Origin of the sequence: Pseudomonas sp. HT11 (assembly GCF_044875395.1) — a bacterium.
Classification (GTDB): domain Bacteria; phylum Pseudomonadota; class Gammaproteobacteria; order Pseudomonadales; family Pseudomonadaceae; genus Aquipseudomonas.
In genome coordinates, this window is the sequence record NZ_CP173217.1 from 3,094,393 (window position 1) to 3,113,885 (window position 19,493).

General features: G+C 58.8%; 19 protein-coding genes. 10 read left to right on the plus strand and 9 right to left on the minus strand.

Annotation, left to right across the window (positions count from 1 at the left end):
• Positions 1–191: 191 nt before the first annotated feature.
• A complete protein-coding gene (locus tag ABWL43_RS14175) occupies positions 192–440 on the plus strand; it encodes a CsbD family protein (RefSeq protein WP_145160703.1) in 249 nt (82 codons plus the stop codon).
• Between the two features lie 357 nt (positions 441–797).
• Positions 798–1,379 (plus strand): DedA family protein, encoded by a 582-nt coding sequence (locus tag ABWL43_RS14180; protein WP_242196705.1) that lies wholly within the window; start codon positions 798–800, stop codon positions 1,377–1,379.
• A 306-nt stretch (positions 1,380–1,685) separates the two neighbouring features.
• Here ABWL43_RS14180 and uraH read toward each other — a convergent pair whose 3' ends face one another.
• Positions 1,686–2,096, minus strand: coding sequence for a hydroxyisourate hydrolase (gene uraH, locus ABWL43_RS14185; protein ID WP_404488274.1), 411 nt, complete (start codon positions 2,094–2,096; stop codon positions 1,686–1,688).
• A gap of 10 nt (positions 2,097–2,106) precedes the next feature.
• A complete protein-coding gene (locus ABWL43_RS14190; RefSeq protein ID WP_404488411.1) occupies positions 2,107–2,610 on the minus strand; it encodes a heme-binding protein in 504 nt (167 codons plus the stop codon).
• 146 nt (positions 2,611–2,756) lie between these two features.
• On the opposite strand from ABWL43_RS14190, the gene ABWL43_RS14195 reads away from it, so the two are divergent.
• The gene (locus ABWL43_RS14195; protein ID WP_145160707.1) at positions 2,757–3,428 is read left to right on the plus strand and encodes a heavy metal response regulator transcription factor; all 672 of its coding nucleotides are present in this window, start codon (positions 2,757–2,759) and stop codon (positions 3,426–3,428) included.
• Entirely contained in the window at positions 3,425–4,795 is a 1,371-nt protein-coding gene (locus ABWL43_RS14200; RefSeq protein ID WP_404488413.1) for a heavy metal sensor histidine kinase, read from the plus strand. The genes ABWL43_RS14195 and ABWL43_RS14200 overlap by 4 nt, the downstream gene beginning before the upstream one ends.
• Positions 4,796–4,830: 35 nt before the next feature.
• Here the strand turns inward: ABWL43_RS14200 and ABWL43_RS14205 are convergent, their stop codons facing one another.
• Positions 4,831–5,892 (minus strand): SDR family oxidoreductase, encoded by a 1,062-nt coding sequence (locus ABWL43_RS14205; RefSeq protein ID WP_404488276.1) that lies wholly within the window; start codon positions 5,890–5,892, stop codon positions 4,831–4,833.
• Between the two features lie 235 nt (positions 5,893–6,127).
• Here ABWL43_RS14205 and ABWL43_RS14210 point away from each other — a divergent pair, with 235 nt between their 5' ends.
• Positions 6,128–6,913 carry an NAD(P)H-binding protein gene (locus ABWL43_RS14210; protein ID WP_404488277.1) on the plus strand — a complete coding sequence of 262 codons (786 nt, stop codon included), beginning with the start codon at positions 6,128–6,130 and terminating at the stop codon, positions 6,911–6,913.
• Positions 6,914–7,260: 347 nt separating this feature from the next.
• Here the strand turns inward: ABWL43_RS14210 and ABWL43_RS14215 are convergent, their stop codons facing one another.
• Complete coding sequence (locus ABWL43_RS14215) at positions 7,261–7,944, minus strand: GntR family transcriptional regulator (RefSeq protein WP_404488279.1); 684 nt, start codon at positions 7,942–7,944, stop codon at positions 7,261–7,263.
• Between the two features lie 404 nt (positions 7,945–8,348).
• On the opposite strand from ABWL43_RS14215, the gene ABWL43_RS14220 reads away from it, so the two are divergent.
• The 4 genes from ABWL43_RS14220 (at position 8,349) to ABWL43_RS14235 (ending at position 12,937) form a co-directional block, all read left to right on the plus strand.
• A complete protein-coding gene (locus ABWL43_RS14220) occupies positions 8,349–9,329 on the plus strand; it encodes a phosphotransferase (RefSeq protein WP_256676421.1) in 981 nt (326 codons plus the stop codon).
• A gap of 27 nt (positions 9,330–9,356) precedes the next feature.
• Positions 9,357–10,712 carry an aspartate aminotransferase family protein gene (locus ABWL43_RS14225; protein ID WP_404488280.1) on the plus strand — a complete coding sequence of 452 codons (1,356 nt, stop codon included), beginning with the start codon at positions 9,357–9,359 and terminating at the stop codon, positions 10,710–10,712.
• A gap of 190 nt (positions 10,713–10,902) precedes the next feature.
• Complete coding sequence (locus ABWL43_RS14230; protein WP_145160721.1) at positions 10,903–11,571, plus strand: haloacid dehalogenase type II; 669 nt, start codon at positions 10,903–10,905, stop codon at positions 11,569–11,571.
• Between the two features lie 40 nt (positions 11,572–11,611).
• Positions 11,612–12,937 carry an NAD(P)/FAD-dependent oxidoreductase gene (locus tag ABWL43_RS14235; protein WP_404488283.1) on the plus strand — a complete coding sequence of 442 codons (1,326 nt, stop codon included), beginning with the start codon at positions 11,612–11,614 and terminating at the stop codon, positions 12,935–12,937.
• 167 nt (positions 12,938–13,104) lie between these two features.
• On the opposite strand, the gene ABWL43_RS14240 is transcribed toward ABWL43_RS14235, so the two are convergent.
• From ABWL43_RS14240 to ABWL43_RS14260, 5 genes are all read right to left on the minus strand, one after another.
• Positions 13,105–13,497, minus strand: a complete 393-nt coding sequence (locus ABWL43_RS14240) for a helix-turn-helix domain-containing protein (protein ID WP_256676422.1) — start codon at positions 13,495–13,497, stop codon at positions 13,105–13,107.
• Positions 13,498–13,767: 270 nt separating this feature from the next.
• Positions 13,768–15,213, minus strand: coding sequence for an aldehyde dehydrogenase family protein (locus tag ABWL43_RS14245; RefSeq protein ID WP_404488285.1), 1,446 nt, complete (start codon positions 15,211–15,213; stop codon positions 13,768–13,770).
• Between the two features lie 146 nt (positions 15,214–15,359).
• Positions 15,360–16,205, minus strand: coding sequence for a GNAT family N-acetyltransferase (locus tag ABWL43_RS14250; RefSeq protein ID WP_404488286.1), 846 nt, complete (start codon positions 16,203–16,205; stop codon positions 15,360–15,362).
• Positions 16,202–17,386, minus strand: a complete 1,185-nt coding sequence (locus tag ABWL43_RS14255) for an NAD(P)/FAD-dependent oxidoreductase (protein ID WP_404488288.1) — start codon at positions 17,384–17,386, stop codon at positions 16,202–16,204. The genes ABWL43_RS14250 and ABWL43_RS14255 overlap by 4 nt, the downstream gene beginning before the upstream one ends.
• Positions 17,376–18,512 carry a DSD1 family PLP-dependent enzyme gene (locus ABWL43_RS14260; protein ID WP_404488290.1) on the minus strand — a complete coding sequence of 379 codons (1,137 nt, stop codon included), beginning with the start codon at positions 18,510–18,512 and terminating at the stop codon, positions 17,376–17,378. The genes ABWL43_RS14255 and ABWL43_RS14260 overlap by 11 nt, the downstream gene beginning before the upstream one ends.
• 95 nt (positions 18,513–18,607) lie before the next feature.
• Between ABWL43_RS14260 and ABWL43_RS14265 the strand changes: the two genes are divergently transcribed.
• The gene (locus ABWL43_RS14265) at positions 18,608–19,492 is read left to right on the plus strand and encodes a LysR family transcriptional regulator (protein WP_017478853.1); all 885 of its coding nucleotides are present in this window, start codon (positions 18,608–18,610) and stop codon (positions 19,490–19,492) included.
• Position 19,493: the final 1 nt, after the last annotated feature.

Here is a 19,493-nt window from a genome sequence, read left to right on the forward strand (position 1 = left end):
TCATTCTAGGACAACTTGGGGGTTGAGCGAGTTCGGGGCGTCACTGACGAGCGGTGGTCATTAAAAGTGGAACTCCGACTCTTCACCACCGGTCAACTTTTCTGTCCGCATCCCTTGGCTGCGATGGTGTTGAACGTGGCGCCATCGCAGTGGGTTTTTTTAGCGTCCCACTGACACGAAGGTTTATGAATATGAAGAGTGAACAGGTTGAAGGTGTTGCAGAGAAGCTGGCCGGCAAGGCGCAGAGCGCGGTCGGAAAACTGATGGGTGATTCGAAGCTGCAAGCTGAAGGCGCTGGACGTCAAGCTTCTGGCCAGCTGACCCAAACCTATGGCGATGCACTCGACAGCGTGTCTACGTTCGTTAAGGAAAAACCGGTTGCTGCACTGGCCATCGGAGCAATAGCCCTGCTTGTACTAGACCGTCTCTTGCGCCGCTAAGCCGCAAGGAGAGGGCTTCTACAGCTTTCCCTCGCACTGCCCAGGGCGTTTGCTTTGGCTGTGCGAGGACCTGATATTCCCAAGTGCTTATAGGCCTGCAAGCCTACCCATATCTATTTATTGGTAAGGCGCAGCGCAATGGATAAGACAATCACTCGGATCAACTGGCCACCGACCTTAGGTCGATCACCGAGGTATGGCTCGGCGGGACGCATACCCGGCTCGCCAATGCGTTGAACGTGCCTACAAAAGCATTGGCGTGAATCGGTCGAGGAGCAGATCTGTTTATGCCCATTAACGCTGGGTCAAACAAATGCAATGATGCCGCCATTGCCTCCACCGCATCCAGGAATGCCCATGTTCGAACATCTCGACCTCAACGCGCTGATTGCCGTCTACGGCTACTGGGTCATCTTCGTGGGCTGCCTGCTGGAAGGCGAAACAGTTTTGCTCCTCGGCGGTATGGCTGCACACCAGGGCACTCTGCAATGGCTGCATGTGATCGGCTGGGCCACCCTGGGCGGCATACTCGGCGATCAGTTACTGTTCTGGACCGGACGTTATTCCGGGAGTCGCCTGCTGCCCAAACTGAAGCGTCACCAGTCTGCCATTCAACGGGTGGAGCGCCTTATCCATCGCTACCCCATGACGTCTGTATTCGCTGTGCGCTTTCTCTACGGAATGCGCTTGGTGGGGCCTATGGTGATCGGTGCAAGCGGTCTGGCACCCTGGCGTTTCGCCCTCATCAATGTGCTGAGTGCGGCGATCTGGGCCACCCTGTTCGTCAGCGCCGGCTATTGGGCTGGCGAAGCATTGCAGCATTTCTTTGGCGATCTGAGACCGTATCGCCTGCCAATCTTCATCGGGGTGGTAGCACTTGTAGCCCTTGCGGCGCTGGTGCGGTATTTGCGCCGCCGGACCAAGGCGTTGCACCGCTGAGGGAGCGGTCATCCAGGCTCTTCGTCGGCCCATGACCAAGCAAAGCGTTCCAGGTGTGCTTTTTTTCGATGTGGGCTGCTCGTCTGAGCCGGGGTTGGAAGCAGGCACCGCGCAACGGCTATCGACACAGCGGCGGCCACTGTCTGGGCGAGGTAGCTTTTTTGCTGTGCTGCGCACGGTCATGCTTGCTGTCGTGAACGGATCGCCTGCGCCTTCGATATCAAGGTGGGTGGTGATGCAAAATAATCAAAAAGAAAGGCCGCCCATGAGATCAGGGGCGGCCTTGTTGCTCTGTCGGGTCGACGCTCAATTGCCTCTGTAGGTAGAGAAACCGTAGGGGCTGAGCAGTAATGGGATGTGGTAGTGCGAAAGTGTCCCGTCTACCTCAAAAATGACCGGTACCTCCGGAAAGAAACTTGCAACTTTGTGCGCTTTGAACCACTCCCCGGTTTTGAAGGTGACACGGTAGGTGCCTTTCTCCAGCGCCTGACCATCGGGGTACAACCCGGGAATACGCCCTTGCTCATTTGTCGCGGCGCTGTTGAGCATTTTCCAGCTTTCGCCGTCCTGTTTTTCCAGCGTGACATTGACGCCAGGGGAGGGCAGACCATCTTGTAAGTTGAGTACATGCACGCTGAGCGGGTTTCCTGCCGCTAACGCCAGTGACGATACGACACTGAATACAAGGCCCGCGAAGAACGTTTTTAATCCAGTCATGATGATGTCCTTAGTTTTTGACGGTAGGTAAGATTTTGTTGATAGCGGCCAATGCGCAACCTTCATCGTTTGCTGCACCACCGGCACCGGCCACGCCGATCGCGCCAATGACTTGCCCTTCAAACAGCAACGGCACGCCGCCGCCCAGCAGCAATAGCTCATGCAGGGTGTTGAGGTTTTCCGCATCGGGGGTGCTGCGGGCACGCTCTGCCAATAGTCGTGTTGGCGTCTTGGTCGATAGGGCGGTATAGGCCTTGCGTTGGGCGGCTAATGTGTTGTGTGGGCCCACGTTATCGTCACGCTGCAGGGCGACCAGATTGCCCCCACGGTCGACAATGGCAGCAACACCTGTACGGCCATGGGCGTGACAGGCTGTCAGCGCGGCGTTCAGCAAATCATTGGCCATTGCCAGTGACACGTCGTTGCGCTGCAGCACTTGATCCGGGGCTGCAACGGCGAGCGCTGAGTTCATTGCGAGTGACATCAGCAATGAGGTCGATAGGCGTATACGCATGCTTTGTCCTTTGATTGGTCTGGCTGAGTCATAGCCAGGCATGATGCCCCGTGCACTCCGTCAGAATGATTGCCTGATGATTACCAAGATGTAATGTGCCAAAACGCCCGGGCGCGCTAGCCTATGCGCCAGTTCCGGAGGAAAAGATGCGTATCCTGGTTGTAGAAGATGAAGCGAAAACAGCGGATTACCTGCACAAAGCCCTGACTGAATCGGGTTACGTGGTGGAAGTCGCCCTGGATGGCCTGGAGGGCCAGTATCTGGCGCAGGAAAGTGAGTTCGACTTGATTATCCTGGACGTCATGCTGCCGGGCCTGAACGGATGGCAATTGCTGCAGATTATTCGACGCAAGTGGCAAACCCCGGTGCTTTTTCTGACTGCCAGGGACTCTGTGGAGGATCGGGTCAAGGGGCTTGAGTCAGGGGCCGATGATTACCTGGTCAAACCTTTTTCCTATGCCGAGTTGTTGGCGCGCGTACGTACTCTGCTGCGCAGGGGGCCGCCACGTGAGGTCGAGCAGTTCCTGGTTGCAGACCTGAGCCTGGATCTGTTGCGGCGTAAAGTTACGCGCGGGGGAGAGCGCCTCACCTTGACCAACAAGGAGTTTGCCCTGTTGCACCTGCTGGTCAGCCGTGAAGGGGAGGTGCTATCGCGCTCGTTGATTGCTTCGCAGATCTGGCAGATGAACTTTGACAGTGATACCAATGTGGTCGACGTCGCCATCCGGCGACTGCGCGCCAAGGTTGACGATCCTTACCCGCTCAAGTTGATACAGACAGTGCGTGGCATCGGCTACATGCTTGAGGTGCAATCCTGAAACTGTTCCCGCGCGCCCTGAGCCTGCGCCTGGCGGTCATGTTCGCGTTGGTCAGCGCGCTGCTGCTGGGCTCCATTGGTTTTTATCTTTATCAGTCGTTACAGCGAGAAATCGCCTGGCGCGATGACCAGGCCCTGCTCGGGCGCCTGGAGCGCATGCAGGCGTTGATCAACGACAGTGTCAGCGTCGAGCAACTCAGAAATCGGCCCAAGCTATACGAAAACATGTTGGGCAATCGCGACAACCTGCTGTGGATTATCGATGACACAGGCCAGGTGCTGATCGAAATCAACCCCGTCAGCATGAGCTTGCCCAGGTTACCGGCTGCAGCCCAGGCTCAGGTGGGTGACGGTGACGCTTCGGTGCCGGTGCGGCTTGCCTGGCAGCATGTCATGCAGGGTGATCGCGGCTTGACCCTGATTGCTGGCAAGTTGTTGAAAGAGCGCGAGCAGATGCTGGGGGCTTACCGACTCAAGCTCTGGCTCGCGATGTCGGTCGGCGCGCTGCTGGCTTTTGTACTCGGCGGGTGGGTCAGTCAGCGAGGCTTACGACCTGTGCGCCTGCTGGCCAAGCGCGCTGCCGCCATTGATGCACACCATCTGCATCTGCGGCTGGATGAGTTCAACGAATTCAGTGAACTGCAAGTGCTCAGCCAGGCGCTTAATCAAATGCTCGCACGCCTCGAAGAGGGCTTCGCCCAGCTCTCACGATTCTCAGAGGATCTCGCCCATGAGATGCGTACCCCGCTCACCAACCTGATGGGGCATACCCAACAATCGCTCAGGCATGGTCGTTCAATTGAGGACTACCAGAACCTGTTGGTTTCCAATCAGGAAGAATATGAGCGTCTGGCGCGAATGATCGACAGCATGCTGTTTCTCGCTCGTAACGAGCAGTCGCATGCATCGGTGAGTGATGAGCTCATCAACCTGCATGATCTAGTCGAGCAACTGTGTGAGTATTTTGAAGGCGTGGCGCAAGAGCGTGATGTCACGCTGATCAATCAGGCCCATGACCACGTGCGTGCTGATCCGGCCCTGGTCCGTCGAGCATTGGCTAACCTGCTGTCCAACGCGCTGCGTTATGGCGCTACTGCAAGCGCAGTGACGATTAGCAGTGTGGTGTGGGAGGACAAGATCGAAGTCAGTGTGCACAACCAAGGCCCGCCGATTTCGGCGCAACATCTACCTCGGTTGTTTGAGCGCTTCTACCGGTGCGACCCGTCACGCAATCAGCCTGACGATTCTGGTGGCTTGGGGTTAGCAATCGTCCGTTCAATTATGCAATTGCATGGCGGGCGGGTAACCGTTGAGAGCACTGGAGCAGGTACACGCTTTTGCTTGGTGTTTGTGCAACAGAAGGCTTAAGCGAATGCCCTTAAGCCTATCCGTTGTGGCACGACCTAGGGGATCAAGCGCATCTCGCGTAGTTTGTCGAACACATCAAAAAATGCTTGATCGCTCGCCTGGTAGGCGGTGAAGCCCATTGCACGGCTTTTCGACATATCAGTCACGACTTCGATGGGTCGGCCAAGGTCTGCATCGGTATGCCATGGGGATATCAGGCGACCAATATCAGCTTCCTTCAAGCCGTGCTCCTCGACTATTTGCGTCCATACCGCTTGGTCGTCAGCCATTTGCTGCTCAAGCGGTGAGAGTGAGGCAGGATAATCGGCAGCAGGTACGTCGAAGTATTCGGCAATCCGGCCCCACATCCATTTCCAGCGAAACACATCGCCATTAGTGACATTGAATGCCTGGTTGGCTGCCGCCGGCGTGGTGGCCGCCCACAGTTGTTGTTTCGCCAACTGCCGTGCATCCGTCATGTCGGTGAGGCTGTCCCACTGCACTCTTGATCCCGGAAATACAAAAGGGCGATTCGTCTGTTTGCAAACCGAGGCGTAGACGGCGAGGGTGGTCGCCATATTCATCGCGTTGCCTACGGCAACCCCGGTGACGGTATGCGGGCGGTGAACGCTCCAGGTGAAGCCGTCCTTTTCAGCCGCGGCGAAAAGTTCGTCCTCCTGGGCGTAATAGAAATTCTCGACATTCAGACGATCCTGCTCTTCGCGAAACGGTGTTTGCGGAAGGCTGCCTTTACCATAGGCTTCGAACGGGCCGAGGTAGTGTTTCAGGCCAGTAACCAGTGCTACGTGCTCAACGCTCTTGGCGGGTCGAACGGCGGCCAGCACGTTGCGAACCATGGCGGCATTGACGCGAATGTTTTCCGCCTCCGTGGCTTGCCGCGACCATGTGGTGATGAACACATGAGTAGGTTTCAGATCCGCAAGCGCATGTTCCAGCGAGGCTGGATCCTGGAGGTCTGCCGCGATGGGGATCACGCCTTGCGATTGCGACGGGTGCCTTGATAGCGCGGCGACCTGCCACTTGTTGTCGATCAGTAATTGAGTGATGGCGCTGCCTACGATGCCGCTGGCGCCGACGACTAAAGCTGTTTGGCTCATGAGTTCCTCCTAGATTTAGAGTTGGGAGTCCACCTGAGCAACGGAGGTTCAATCTAAACTGGAGTGCACGCAAGTAATCGTCGAATGGCGGCAAGCTCAAGACCAATATATAAGCCCTTTGCGGGTCGCCTCCGTTAATGGTGGTCCCTGGGGCTCAGTGTTTGGGGCTCGCGACGCCCTCTGAGGCCCGTGCCAGCGCCTGCGTGTCAACATATTCCCGGATGTTGGTCAGCTTTTGAAGAGCGTGCCGGGTTCTCGCATTATCGCGGCGGTCCGCAATCCTGCGAAGGCACAAGATCTGGCTGAACGCGGAGTGGTTGTACGCGAGGCAGACTACGCAAGGCCTGAAACATTAGCCCGCGCGTTTGAGGGAGTGGAAAAGCTTATTTTGATTTCCTCTAGCGAAGTAAACGGGCGGCTGCCTTTACACCGCGCCGTCATTGATGCGGCGAAACAGGCGGGCGTTTCACTGCTGGCTTACACCAGTATGTTACACGCCGATTCATCGACCGCTCAGCTCGCGATAGAACACCGACAAACTGAAGAAGCGATCGCTGCGTCCGTCATCCTGCGCAACGGTTGGTACACTGAAAACCACTTATACGCGTTGCCTGCTGCACTTGAGCATGGTGCGTTCGTAGGCTCTGCAAAGTACGGACGCTTTTCCTCGGCGGCGCGTAAAGATTACGCAGCGGCGGCAGCGGCGGTCCTGACCAAAGGCAGCCATGCAGGCGAAATATATGAGCTGGCAGCCGATCAGGCCTTCACCCTGGCCGAACTGGCGGCTGAGGTCTCCCGCCAGTCCGGCAAGCCTGTGGTCTACAACGATCTTCCTGAGCAGGACTACGCAAAATTGCTGGTTGATTTTGGGCTTCCTGCTGATCTTGCCGCCCTGCTGGCTGACGCAGATGCCGCGGCGTCCCGCGGAGCGCTGTTTGATGACGGAGGTGTTTTATCAACGTTGATTGGCCGTCCATCGATACCGATGAAGGAATTGGTCGCGTTGGCTCTTCGCGCTTAATTATTAGTAGATCCTTCGCGCCGCCACCACATTTTAAGGGGGTGGCGCTTGTTGAAGGTTGGCTCACAGAGTCATGGTCCTGTCGTGGATGGGCATGGCCTGGTTGCCGTAATGAGCTGCTCAATGGAGGTGGTTGTTGCAGGAGCTCTCAGTCGGTTAGCAGGGTAAGGGGCTCGCGAGGAAGCTGCTCGGGCGAAGCGGACTGTTCGATAGCAAAGAGGGTTCCATTCCCTTGAAGACAAGCGCGCTTGGTTGACCAGCTCTGCACGCAGAACTCCTCCTTCAGCAGTATCATCACTGAGTACTGCATCAAGCATTCCAGCCACATTCTGCACTTTTATTGTTGTTCAAAGCGATTGTCGTCGCTCGAACTGTGCGCGTAATAGCTTGGCGCTCAAGTCCTCCCAATGCTCGACAAACGCTGTACGGGCTGTTTCGAAGTCGCGACTGCGAAGGCAGGCTATCAAGTGCTCATGGTCCTCGACGATTTGCTTGGGGTCCTCATAACAGGGCTGTTGCAGTACTAGCAGCAGCTCAATCTCGCTCTCCAGCATGGCATAGCTGCGCTGCAGGCGTGCGCTGCCACTGGCGCGGATGATGGCGCGGTGGAAGTCACCATCGGCGGTGACAATGTCTGAGCGTGGAGTGTCGGGTGCGACATTGCGCAATCTTTCAACGGCGTCCAGCGCGTCAGCTGGAACCGTGCCATTGAGGATAATCATGCGCACCGCTTCAGTTTCCAGTACCCCGCGCAGCCGAGCAATATCGACGATGTCATCCGGGCCGAACTCGGGTATGCAGAACCCGCGATGAGGTACTTTCAGCAACAAGCCGAATGACACCAGCAGCTGTGCTGCGCTGCGAAACGTGTTGCGCGCCACTTCGTACTCATCCGCCATCTTGACGTCTCGCAGGAATTCGCCTGGCTCGAAGTCACCGTTCAGGATCCTGGCCTTGAGCTTTGCAGCCAGTGCTTCGACCGCTGAGAGCTTGACTGGGGATGTTTCAATGTTCGTGCTGGAAAAAATCATGTTAACCACGACGAGGGTTGGGGCTCGGTAGAGCGAGCGATTCTAATACGCCCGCGGTGACGCTCACCAGCGAGGTCGCTAGCCTCCTTATAAATTGTGCAACAACTATATTTTTTTTTGAGTTTTTTTTGAGTTTTTAAATCATTATAAGCTATTGATTATTATTGATTTTGTTAAATGTCTTGCCTGAAATCCAGCCAGAAGCTCGAAATATTTCCTTCCAATTAAAATAATTGTAGCACAATATATTTGCATCGATGTCGTGCCATGCATGGCTTTCCACGCCCAGGAGTCCGGCAATGCAAGTAATTGGGAAAGATGAGTCCAGCGAAAGCCTTGTCGCCTTACAGGGAGATTTGGCGGCGCCTTTCACGCCAGTGTCGCTTGAGGAAGGCCGGCGTATTGTGCTGGAGCAGTTTGGTATCAGCGCGCAGTTGACGCGATTTGCCACGGAAAAAGACGATACGTTTCGCTGCGATTGTTCAAGCGGCCAATCCTACGTGCTCAAGATCGCCAACCCGCAGGAAGCGCCCGTTGAGCTCTCGCTGCAAATCGAAGTGATGCAGCATATTGGGCGCAGGGCGCCTCAGTTACCGATCCCCAGGGTTTACCCCGCACTGGACGACAGGTACCTGACCACCGTAGTAACTGAAAGTGGTGAGTCAAGGCAGGTGAGGCTTCTGAGCTTTATGCCAGGCACACCATTGGATAAAACCACCCTCAACTCCCTGGGGCGCGAGCAGATCGGCCAATTGCTTGCGCACCTGAGGCTGGCCACTGCCGACTTTACCCACCCGGCAGAATCGCGCAAGGTCTGCTGGGATGTGCAGCACCTGCGGATGCTTGAGCCAATGCTCAACGGTGTCGTCGAGCCCGCGCGCCGGCACTCGCTGGAGCGGGCACTCGAACGCTTTGGCGAGGTGGAGGGCTTGATCGCTGGGTGCCGACAACAAGTGCTGCATAACGACTTCAATACCTCGAACATCGTCATCGATGCGCATCGCCCGCAATGTGTCGGAGCGATCATCGATTTCGGCGACACGGTCAAGACCGCTATTGCCATCGATGTGTCTACAGCCATGATGAACCAGTTGCTCGCGGTGCAACCCGGCCAGGACCTCGATATTTTTGCCCCCGCCAAGGATCTGCTCAGAGGTTACCTGCGGGTCGCCGACCTGACGCCAGAGGAGCTGGCCCTTATCCCGCACCTGGCCATGGCACGCCTGGTTGCCAGAGCGTTGATTACCACCTGGCGCTCGCAGCTTTTCCCGCAGAACAGCGCCTACATTTTAAGGAATGCCGCGCCGGGATGGGGCCAGTTGGATTGGATGCTTAACCGGTCACCGTCACAGATGTCAGCGCTTTTGATGCACTTCGCCGACTGATTCATCCATAGCTTAGGGGGGTTTTAAATGAGCAACTCAAATATCCGGGCTGTCCGTGGTGACATGCCTAACGGCTTCAACCCTGCCAACGCCGATCGCCTGGACCCTGCTGCACGTGAACATATTCAGCGTCGGATCGATTTGCTGGGGCCCGCCTATCGGTTGTTCTACAACGAGCCGGTGGGGGTTGTGCGTGGCGAAGGGGCTTACCTGTACGATAAGGACGGCAACGAGTACCTGGACGCCTACAACAACGTGGTGTCGTTGGGGCATTGCCATCCGCGCGTTATCGCTGCGGTCACTGAACAGATGAATAAGCTGTGCAGCCACACTCGGTACATGCAGGACGGCATTCTTGACTACGCCGAACAGCTGCGCGCCACGGCGGACGGAGAGATGGCCGCCGAAGGGCACTTGATGTTCACCTGCAGTGGTTCGGAAGCCAACGATCTTGCCATCCGCATTGCACGGCATCACACCGGCAATACGGGCGTCATCGTCACCGCCGAGGCCTACCACGGCAACTCGGCGACCGTGGCAGCCTTTTCGCCGTCGCTGGGTATCAATGCCAAGCTCGACCCGTTCGTGCGCCGGGTGCCTGCTCCGGATTCCTATCGCATCCCACGTGAAGCACTGGGTCGCTATATGGCCGACCAAGTGGCGGCGCAGATCCGCGATATCCAACGCCATGGGGGGGGAGTCGCGGCGTTCATTGCCGACTGCCTGTTTTCGTCCGATGGCCTGTTCTGTGATCCGGTCGATGTATTCGGGCCGATCGCCGAGGTGGTGCGCAAGGCGGGAGGCCTGTTCATCGCCGATGAGGTCCAGTCGGGGTTTGGTCGCAGCGGCACGCATTTCTGGGGGCATCAACGCCACGCGGTGATGCCGGACATCATCACCATGGGCAAACCCATGGGCAACGGCTACCCAGTGGCGGGATTGATGGTGCGTCCGGAAGTGGTCGCAAGCTTCGGTCGCGACATGCGCTATTTCAATACGTTTGGCGGCAACAGCGTCGCGATTGCGGCCGCTCAGGCGACGCTGGATGTTATTACCGAAGAGCAGTTGATGGCCAACGCCAACCGTGTGGGCAGCCTGATCATGGCGGGTCTCAACGACCTGGCTGCCCGGTACGAGCAGATTGGCGACGTGCGAGGCACCGGCATGTACTTCGCGGTCGAGCTGGTAAAGGACCGGGCCAGCAAAACGCCGGACATGCAGACCGCTTTGCGCCTGGTCAACCATCTGCGGGAAAAACGCGTGCTCATTTCTGCGACCGGACCCGATGCGAGCATTCTGAAAATTCGCCCGCCCTTGATCTGGACAGCAAGGGAGGCGGGTCGGCTGCTGGACGCCTTGGAAAGCGCTTTTGCCGAGTTGTAAAGCCCACCCCGGCGCCTCGATAAAGCTGCTGGGGCGTGCCTTTAAAACGGTAGTTTGTACCAAGTAACCCAGCGTTTAAGCGCTTATGCACGGCCTCATGGTGATGTAATAAATTCATGAGGGCCGGATGCTCGGCACCCCACAGCGGCTTGCGCCGTAATGACCTCAGCACTGATTAAGGACCGCATTCATGAGCGTTCTTCGCCCCAAGTACATTACCTTCGACTGCTACGGCACATTGACCAACTTCAAAACCGCAGCCCTGACGCGCGATCTGTTTGCCGATCGCATCCCGGCTGAGCGAATGGACCAGTTCATCAAGGACTACGCGGCCTATCGCTTGGACCAGGTCATGGGTGACTGGCTGCCTTATGACCAGATTCTCAAGATAGCCTTGGCGCGCACGTGCAAGCGTTGGGGCATCGAATACCGCGACGAAGGCCAGGTGTACTACGACGCCGTGCCGACCTGGGGACCGCATCCCGACGTGCCGGCGGGTCTGGCGAAAATCGCCGGCAAGATTCCCCTGGTGATTTTTTCCAACGCCATGGACGAACAAATCATGTCCAACGTCGACAAGCTCGGCGCACCGTTTCACAAGGTCTTCACCGCCCAGCAGGCCCAGGCCTACAAACCACGTCTGGCGGCTTTCGAGTTCATGCTCGATAACCTGGGCTGCAGGCCGGAGGATGTGCTGCATGTTTCATCGAGCTTTCGCTATGACCTGATGTCGGCCCACGACATGAAGATCAAGCACAAAGCCTTCGTGGCCCGGGGGCATGAACAGCCGGCCAATGCAGCCTTCGGCTACCACCAGATCCCGGATATCGGCGGGCTGGCCGGACTGGTCGGGCTTTAGCAACAGGTCACTCTTCTGATCCCATTTGGATAACTAGAACATGCCAGCACCCTTAATTCCCGTGCATACCTCTGCCGATCTGCCGGCAGAGGCCGATGTGGTCGTGATCGGCGGCGGTATCATCGGCGCCTTTACCGCCTATTATCTTGCCAGACGCGGCATGAAGGTCGCGCTGGTCGAAAAGGGCCGCATAGGCGCCGAGCAATCAAGCCGTAACTGGGGCTGGTGCCGTCAGCAGAATCGCGATGCGCGTGAGTTGCCGATGGCCACCAAAAGCCTGGAACTGTGGGAGCAATTCGCCGCGCAAACCGGTGAGCAGACCGGTTTTACGCGGTGCGGCTTACTTTACCTAAGCAACAACGACGAGGAGCTGGAAGGGTGGGCGCGCTGGGGCGAGTTTGCGCGTACGGTCAACGTGCAAACCCAGATGCTCACCGCCGAGCAGGCCGCAGAGCGTGGCAGGGCGACTGGCACGGCTTGGAGGGGTGGGGTGTTTGCGCCCACCGATGGCATAGCCGACCCTTCCCGCGCAGCCCCCGCGGTCGCATGCGCGATCATGGCACTGGGCAGTAGCGTGCACCAGGATTGCGCCGTGCGGGGCGTCGAGACCGAAGGCGGTCGATTGTCGGCGGTGATCACCGAAAAAGGCACCATACGCACCCGGCTCGCGGTGCTTGCCGCCGGCGCCTGGGCTTCGTCGTTCTGCCGCCAATACGGTATTCGGTTCCCGCAAGCGACGATTCGTCAGACCGTTCTTTCGGTCACCGCTCCGAGCCAGGAAATTCCCAGTGCGCTGCATACCGCTGGCGCGTCCATGACCCGCCGCTTCGATGGCGGTTACACGCTGGCGATCAGCGGACGAGGTCGAGTCGACATCACTCCGCAGTTGCTTGGGTTCTCTACGCAATTCTTGCCGATGTTTCAGCGCCGCTGGCGCAACCTTGCGCTTGGGGGGCTGGAAGGCTGGCACGCAGGCCACGAAAGCTTGAAGCGCTGGCGCCTGGACCAGCCCACGCCGATGGAGAGAATGCGAATTCTCGATCCAAGCGCTGATGCCTCGACAGTTGCGTTGACTTACAAGCGCGCGGTGCAATTGGTGCCGGCTTTGCAAGGAGCGTCGATCAAGGCGTCCTGGGCCGGCTATGTGGACAGTACGCCGGACGGTGTTCCCGGTATCGGCGAAATGGCCAGCCTGCCAGGGTTGGTGATCGCGGCAGGGTTCAGCGGGCATGGTTTTGGTATTGGTCCGGGCGCGGGTCATCTGATTGCCGATATCGTCAGCGGTATGACCCCCATTGTTGATCCGCGTCCTTATCACCCAGACCGTTTTCAGACGTCCGCCTGGGGTAAGGTGGCGGACTTTTGAGTTGAAGCCGTTTTGTTGAAATGTATTGAGAACGCGCCTTCGCGTTTCAAGTATCCGCTGGAACCGTTTCTTGTGCGAAATGAACACCACCCGTCGACCGCCATTGACCGCGTTCTTTTTTATTGCAGGCTGAATTCGGCTTGTTGGCCAGTCTGTTCAGCCCGTGATTAGCGTCCGTCGCTATCGAAGAAACTGGCTCGAATTTTGTCAGCCAGCGCCATCAATGGTTTGGCATATTGAGCGATCACTGCTTCAATCGACTTAGGGGTCGATACGCTGATATTCAATATGTGGTCCTGATAATTACGTATGCCAAGTGGCGTGGAAATGGCCACAACTTCGGCCTGCCAAGAAGCAGCGCAATAGCCTCGAAGTCGCACGCTTTCGCAGGCGTCAGCAATCTCCGTTTCCTCGTACACCAGCATGCCGCTGCGGATAAGCGTCTGGGTCAGGCGACTGGTCGTGGACTTGGACAAACCTGTACGTTCGCTAATGTCGCCATTCCCCAAGTACTCCGGGCTTTCAACAATGACGCCGGCATGAGCGGCGAGGTGCAACAAGCCTAATCGGAGTTGGTCGGTTTCGGCCCCTATGCGATCACTGCGTGCGAAGCACAGGAATTTGGCAACCTGGGTCGCGCCAAGGATCTCAACTCTTAGAGTATCGCCGCCTTGGCCACGTGCATATCTGCCTACCCCATGTATGGGGTGCTAGGGGTCGAGTGTTCGAATCACTCCGTCCCGACCCTATAACTCAATGACTTAGCCCAAACGGTAACGCTTGGGCTTTTCCATGCCTGCAAAATTAAGCCCTCGCCACAGGCCCATGACTCATTCACCAAATCCAATAATAGCCTTGGTTTCCAAATACTCCTCAAACCCCTGCACGCCATACTCCCGACCATTCCCTGAGCGCTTGTAGCCACCAAACGGCGCCATCGGATTCCACGCGGGGTAGTTCAGGTGCACTTGGCCCGCACGAATACGCGACGCCACGGCACGTGCCTGCGTCAAGTCGTGGCCCTGAACGTGGGCGCCCAAACCGTATACCGTGTCGTTGGCGATGGCGACGGCTTCATCCACCGTCTCATACGCAATGATGCACAGCACCGGGCCGAAGATTTCTTCCTGGGCAATGCGCATGGCGCTGTTCACGTCGGAGAAAACCGTGGGGCGGGTATAAAAACCCTTGTCAAAACCCAGCACACGCCCAGGCCCACCGCACACCAGTTTCGCACCCTCGTCCAGGCCTGCCTGGATCATCGCCTGGACGCGATTGAACTGGGCTTCGTTGGCGATGGGCCCCAATTGCGTGTCTTCCGATTGCGGGTCGCCAACGATGAGCGCATTTGCAGTCGCCGCCGCCAGGGCTTCGACCTCGGCCAAACGGGTTTTTGGCACGATCATGCGGGTCGGAGCGCTGCACGATTGCCCGACGTTGCGAAACGCGGACATCACCCCCAGCGGTACGGCCTTGGCGAAGTCGGCGTCGGGCAGCAACACATTCGGCGACTTGCCCCCCAGTTCCTGGGTGACGCGTTTCACCGTAGGGGCTGCCGCTTGGGCAACCAGCGCGCCTGCGCGGTTGGAGCCGGTGATTGAGATCATATCGATATCCGGATGTGCCGCCATGGTTGCGCCAACCTGCGCACCGCTTCCATTGACGAGGTTGAACACCCCGGGCGGCAAGCCTGCGTCATGCACCAGTTGTGCAAACAGCAGGGCACTCAGCGGCGACAGTTCGCTGGGTTTCAAGACCACGGTGCAGCCTGCGGCGATGGCCGGGGCGACTTTGGCGGTGATCTGATACAACGGCCAGTTCCACGGCGTGATAAGACCGCAGACGCCTATGGGCTCGCGCTGGATGGCGGTACCGCCTTCCACCGTCTGGAAGCGATAGCTGGACAGCAAATCACGAGCGACCCGAACGTGTTCGGCCGCCAACGGCACTTGCATTGCCCGAGCGAAGCCGATGGCGGCGCCCATTTCCAAGGAGAGCGCCTGTGCAAGCTGCTCTTGGCGCTCAAGGATAAGCTCGTGGATTTTCCCAAGCACCAACGCCCTAGATGCCGCGGGCGTTGCAGACCAACCGGCGAACGCCGCACGTGCTGCCGCAACGGCACGATCCACATCCTCGGCAGACCCGCTTGCGACCTGTGCAACCACCTCCTCATTGGCCGGGTTGACCACCGGCAAACTGGCGACAATGGTCGGGGAAACCCAGCAGCCGCCGATATAAAGCTGCTGAGACGTTTTGTTCGACGCGTGTATGGTCATCCAACTGGCTCCCTGGAGCGGCAATAGGCCCTGCGAACAGCAAGGCCCGGTGTCTCGCTAAGCTAGCAAAAGGTTTCAGCCCGAAGATGCCGTTATTCAACGCTGCAAGGGATAATCTGCTGAATCTGGCAGGCTGGCTTTGCGACCTAGCCGATTGCTTGCGTCACCAGCGCAAACTGGTTGATGCCGCCGCTTGATTGCGGGGGCACACCCCGTACCATTCGCGGCGCTTTGTCGACGCATGGCAGCCCCAGGCTCTCCAGCCAGTCGGCCAACCCGCAGGCGGCGGGAATGTCGAAGCGCACGAACTGACCCGGGATCAACCGCAGCAGGTGAGTGATCAACTGTTGGGCCTGTTCCTGATTGTGTGCAACGACAGGACCCACGATATGGCCCCGACCAAATCGGCGGAGCAGGGCGCAACCATTGAGTTGCCCTTCGACCTCAATGCCGACCACGTGCTCGGCCGTAGACAGCAGGTCGTTGAGTACCTGGGTGCGGTCCAGGCCGCTGCCGGCATTGGCCAGTTCGATCACCGTGGGGTAATCAGCCAGGCTCAATACGCGACAGTGCGCATGCCGGGTCAACGGCATTGGTGCCGGAGCGTGCGGTACGCCCTGATGTTGCTGAATGTGCGCAAAGTCGACGAAGCCCAGGCTGGTGTACAGCGGCGCCCCTGATTCGGTTGCGTTGAGGATCGGCGTACGCGGGCCCGTAGCGTCCAGGCACAGGTTCATCAGCTGGCGCCCGATGCCTTTGCCTTGGTGTTGATCACTCACAATCACCAGACCGATGGAGGAATAAGCCCCCTGATGGCAGGCGAACGCCACGCCCACCAGCTTACCCTCATGTTCGGCGACAAAGCCTTCGGACGTGCGCTGCACCATCGCCCAGTCTTCCTCGCGGTGAGGCCATTTCAGGTGCACGGACAGTGCGTGGGCGGCGGGCATGTCGGCGGCGGTGACTGTGCGATAAACGTAGGAGTGGCTCATATCAGTTTTCCTGTAGTGGGGGCGTTTGCAGGCACCGTAGAAGGTTGGGTAAACCGCCGGATATCGAAGGGGCTGATCAAGGTGCTGGTGCTGCCGGTGCTGATCAGCTCGGCCATTACATCCCCCACGCCCGGGCCGAGCTGGAAGCCGTGCCCACAGAAGCCGAAGGCATAAAACAACCCGTCCACGCTGCCGCTCGGGCCCATCACCGGTAGGGAGTCCGGGGTGTAGCTCTCGATACCGCTCCACACACGAATGATGTTCAGCTTCTCGGCCCCCGGTAACAGTCGCCGCATTTGGCGCATCTGGTTGAGCAGGCTTTCGGGTTTGAAAAACGCCCGTCGGTTGATCATGTCCGGCGTACAGCGGTTGCCGCCGCCGATGATGATGTTGCCGCGCGGGATCTGGCGGAAGTAGATCACCTCTTCCTTGATTTTGGTGAACACACCGATCACGGTCGGCAAGGCGTAGGGCACCGGTTCCGTGACCGACATCTGCGGGCCGTTGGGCTCCAGCGGTACCGGCTCACCAAAGCGCTCGGACAAGCGGGCAGCCCAGGCACCGGCTGTAATCAACAGCTGCTCGGCGACGAACAACTGCCCGTCGGTGGTGGTGACCCGGAATAAACCATTGACCTTTTCCACGTCGGCGACTTCGGTCTTTTCCTCGATTCGTGCCCCGAGACGCCGGGCTGCACGGGCAAACGCCGGCGCTGCGAGGCGCGGGTTGGCGTGACCATCGTGAGGCGCATAGGAGCCGCCTTTCACCTCTGGGCCGAGGAAACCAAAGCGCCGGTGCAGCTCGGCGCCGCGATAGATTTTCAAGTCCAGTTGCGCGGCTTCCGACGCGGCGGCGTAGGCCTCAAGTTCAGCGATTTCATCTTCGCGATAGCACACGCGCATGTGGCCACTGGGGATGAACTCCAGGTCGTCATCGATCAGCTCGGGCAGGCGTTTCCACAGCGCCCAAGAACGATTGGCCAGCTCCAGTTGCCCCAGGTAGCGGCCCTGGCGGCGCACGTTGCCGAAGTTCACACCGCTGGCGTACTGACCGATCTGGTCGCGTTCCAGCAGCGTGACCGAGCAGCCGCGCCGCCGCAGGAAAAACGCCGACGAGGCGCCCATGATGCCGCCACCGATAATCAGCACCTGGCTTTTCGAACCTGATTGATTACCAGCCATGGAGGCGGCTCCAGATGTGTACGCCGCCTTTGGCGTCCACGGCGTGATAGTCCGGGAACTGCGCGCCGGTGGCGCAGGCATGGTTGGGAAGGATGCGCAGCCGGCTGCCGATGGGGAAGCGCGTAACAAGGTCGTCAATGGCGGCGGTGCCCAAGGTGACGATGCCATGTTCCTGGTTGGCGCCCGTGACCAGCGCACCGTCGATCCAGTCGCCGGCTTCGGTACACACTTGGCCATAACCGAAGTCCTGGCGCTGGCGCTGTGTGCCACGGTCACGGCTCATGGCCATCCAGCCGGCGTCAGTAATGATCCAGCCTTTGTCCGGCTGATGGCCGATCACCGTGGTCAGTACGCTGAGTGCCAACTCGTCGGCCTGACACACGCCAATGTTACGCATCACCAGGTCAAAGAACACATACACGCCCGCCCTCACTTCGGTGACACCGTCCAGGTTCAGGGCCGAGAGGGCCGTGGGGGTTGAGCCGATACTGACCTCGGCGCACGCCAGCCCGGCTTCGCGGATGGTGCGGGCGGCGCTGACGCAGAGGGCACGTTCCTGTTCGGCCAGCGCCTGCAGGGCTTCGAGGGTGTCCAGCTCGTAACTGGAGCCCGCGTGGGTCATCACCCCCCGCAGGCGCATACCGCCGTCCTTGAGGAGGTGCGCCACCTCAATCAGCACAGGGTCTTGCGCGGCCAGGCCTGAGCGATGGCCGTCGCAATCGATCTCGATCCATACGTCGAAGCGTTCGTCATGTTGCTGTGCGAACGCGACGATGGCGCGAGCGCCTGAGACGCTGTCGGTGAGCAGACTCAAGTTGCAGCCTCTGCGCCGCAGGGCCAGGGCCTGAGGCAGTTTGCCCGGCGCTATGGCAACGGCGTAGAACACATCGCTGATGCCTGCGGCGAAACAACGCTCGGCCTCTTTGAGGGTGGAAACCGTGACGCCGCTGGCGCCTGCGTCAATCTGTGCCTGGATCACCGGCAAGCACTTGCTGGTTTTGATGTGCGGGCGCAAACGTACGCCAAGGGTGCCCATGCGCTCTTGCATACGCTGGATGTTGTGCTGCATTCGCGTAAGGTCGATGAGTGCGACAGGTGTGTCTAGGGAGGCAATCTGCATGGACATGGCGGAACTCGAGTGACTGGGTACAGGCGGCACTCTACTCAGCTGTCCTTAAGTTGTGGTTCAATCATGACTAATCAATCATTAAGTAAAATTGAATGATTTCTATCGAAGACCTGCGTCTGGCCGTCACCCTTGCGCGCTCTGAATCACTGAGCGCTGCGGCCCGAGCCCTGAACGTCACTCCGCCGGCGCTCTCCATGCGCCTGCGTAAACTGGAGACCTTCCTGGGGCTGACCCTGGCCAATCGCGACGCCCGACGCCTCAGCCTTACGGCAGATGGCGAGCGGTTCTCGCGAGAAAGTGCGCTGCTGCTGGAGCAGCTCGAAGCGCTGCCGGAGTCCTTCAGGCAAAAGGACGAAACGCTGGTGGGCACCTTGAGGTTGGCGGCGCCATTTGGCTATGGTCGGCAGCGAATCGCACCGCTGTTGGCGCGTTTTGCCAGGATGCACCCCCAGCTGTGCCTGCACCTGGATCTGCGCGAGACCCCCTGGCCTGATCGTCATGACAGCGATGCGGTGATTCACATCGGCCATCTCAACGACAGCCTGTGGACGGCGCGGTCGCTCACGCCAAACGAGCGTTGGCTATGCGCGAGCCCAGCCTACCTGCAAGCCCACGGTGTACCGTCATCACCGGACGAACTGGCGTCCCATCGCTGCATTTGCATTCGTGAAAATGATGAGGACGTTACGCTCTGGCACCTGCGCAAGGGGCAGGGCCGCAAGACGCTGCGCGTGGAGCCGGCGTTGCTGAGCAATGATGGAAGCGTTGCCCGGCGATGGGCCGAGCAAGGCTTGGGGTTGGTGTTGCGTTCGCAGTGGGATGTCAGCGACGCCGTTGCCAGCGGCAGCCTGGTGCGCGTGTTGGCAGACTGGAGTTTTGACAGTGCGCCGATCATCCTCCTGGTGCCGTCGCGAAAGCTTCGCAGCCCGCGCGTCCAGGCATTGGTGGCGTTTATGGAGGAGGCGCTGAAAGCCTGAT

Excerpts from the sequence above, each read along its gene's own strand:
- ABWL43_RS14175 (WP_145160703.1), top strand. The coding sequence starts at position 192 with ATGAAGAGTGAACAGGTTGAAGGTGTTGCAGAGAAGCTGGCCGGCAAG.
- ABWL43_RS14180 (WP_242196705.1), top strand. The coding sequence starts at position 798 with ATGTTCGAACATCTCGACCTCAACGCGCTGATTGCCGTCTACGGCTAC.
- uraH (WP_404488274.1), bottom strand. The coding sequence starts at position 2,096 with ATGACTGGATTAAAAACGTTCTTCGCGGGCCTTGTATTCAGTGTCGTA.
- ABWL43_RS14190 (WP_404488411.1), bottom strand. The coding sequence starts at position 2,610 with ATGCGTATACGCCTATCGACCTCATTGCTGATGTCACTCGCAATGAAC.
- ABWL43_RS14195 (WP_145160707.1), top strand. The coding sequence starts at position 2,757 with ATGCGTATCCTGGTTGTAGAAGATGAAGCGAAAACAGCGGATTACCTG.
- ABWL43_RS14205 (WP_404488276.1), bottom strand. The coding sequence starts at position 5,892 with ATGAGCCAAACAGCTTTAGTCGTCGGCGCCAGCGGCATCGTAGGCAGC.
- ABWL43_RS14215 (WP_404488279.1), bottom strand. The coding sequence starts at position 7,944 with ATGATTTTTTCCAGCACGAACATTGAAACATCCCCAGTCAAGCTCTCA.
- ABWL43_RS14225 (WP_404488280.1), top strand. The coding sequence starts at position 9,357 with ATGAGCAACTCAAATATCCGGGCTGTCCGTGGTGACATGCCTAACGGC.
- ABWL43_RS14230 (WP_145160721.1), top strand. The coding sequence starts at position 10,903 with ATGAGCGTTCTTCGCCCCAAGTACATTACCTTCGACTGCTACGGCACA.
- ABWL43_RS14235 (WP_404488283.1), top strand. The coding sequence starts at position 11,612 with ATGCCAGCACCCTTAATTCCCGTGCATACCTCTGCCGATCTGCCGGCA.
- ABWL43_RS14245 (WP_404488285.1), bottom strand. The coding sequence starts at position 15,213 with ATGACCATACACGCGTCGAACAAAACGTCTCAGCAGCTTTATATCGGC.
- ABWL43_RS14250 (WP_404488286.1), bottom strand. The coding sequence starts at position 16,205 with ATGAGCCACTCCTACGTTTATCGCACAGTCACCGCCGCCGACATGCCC.
- ABWL43_RS14255 (WP_404488288.1), bottom strand. The coding sequence starts at position 17,386 with ATGGCTGGTAATCAATCAGGTTCGAAAAGCCAGGTGCTGATTATCGGT.
- ABWL43_RS14260 (WP_404488290.1), bottom strand. The coding sequence starts at position 18,512 with ATGTCCATGCAGATTGCCTCCCTAGACACACCTGTCGCACTCATCGAC.
- ABWL43_RS14265 (WP_017478853.1), top strand. The coding sequence starts at position 18,608 with ATGATTTCTATCGAAGACCTGCGTCTGGCCGTCACCCTTGCGCGCTCT.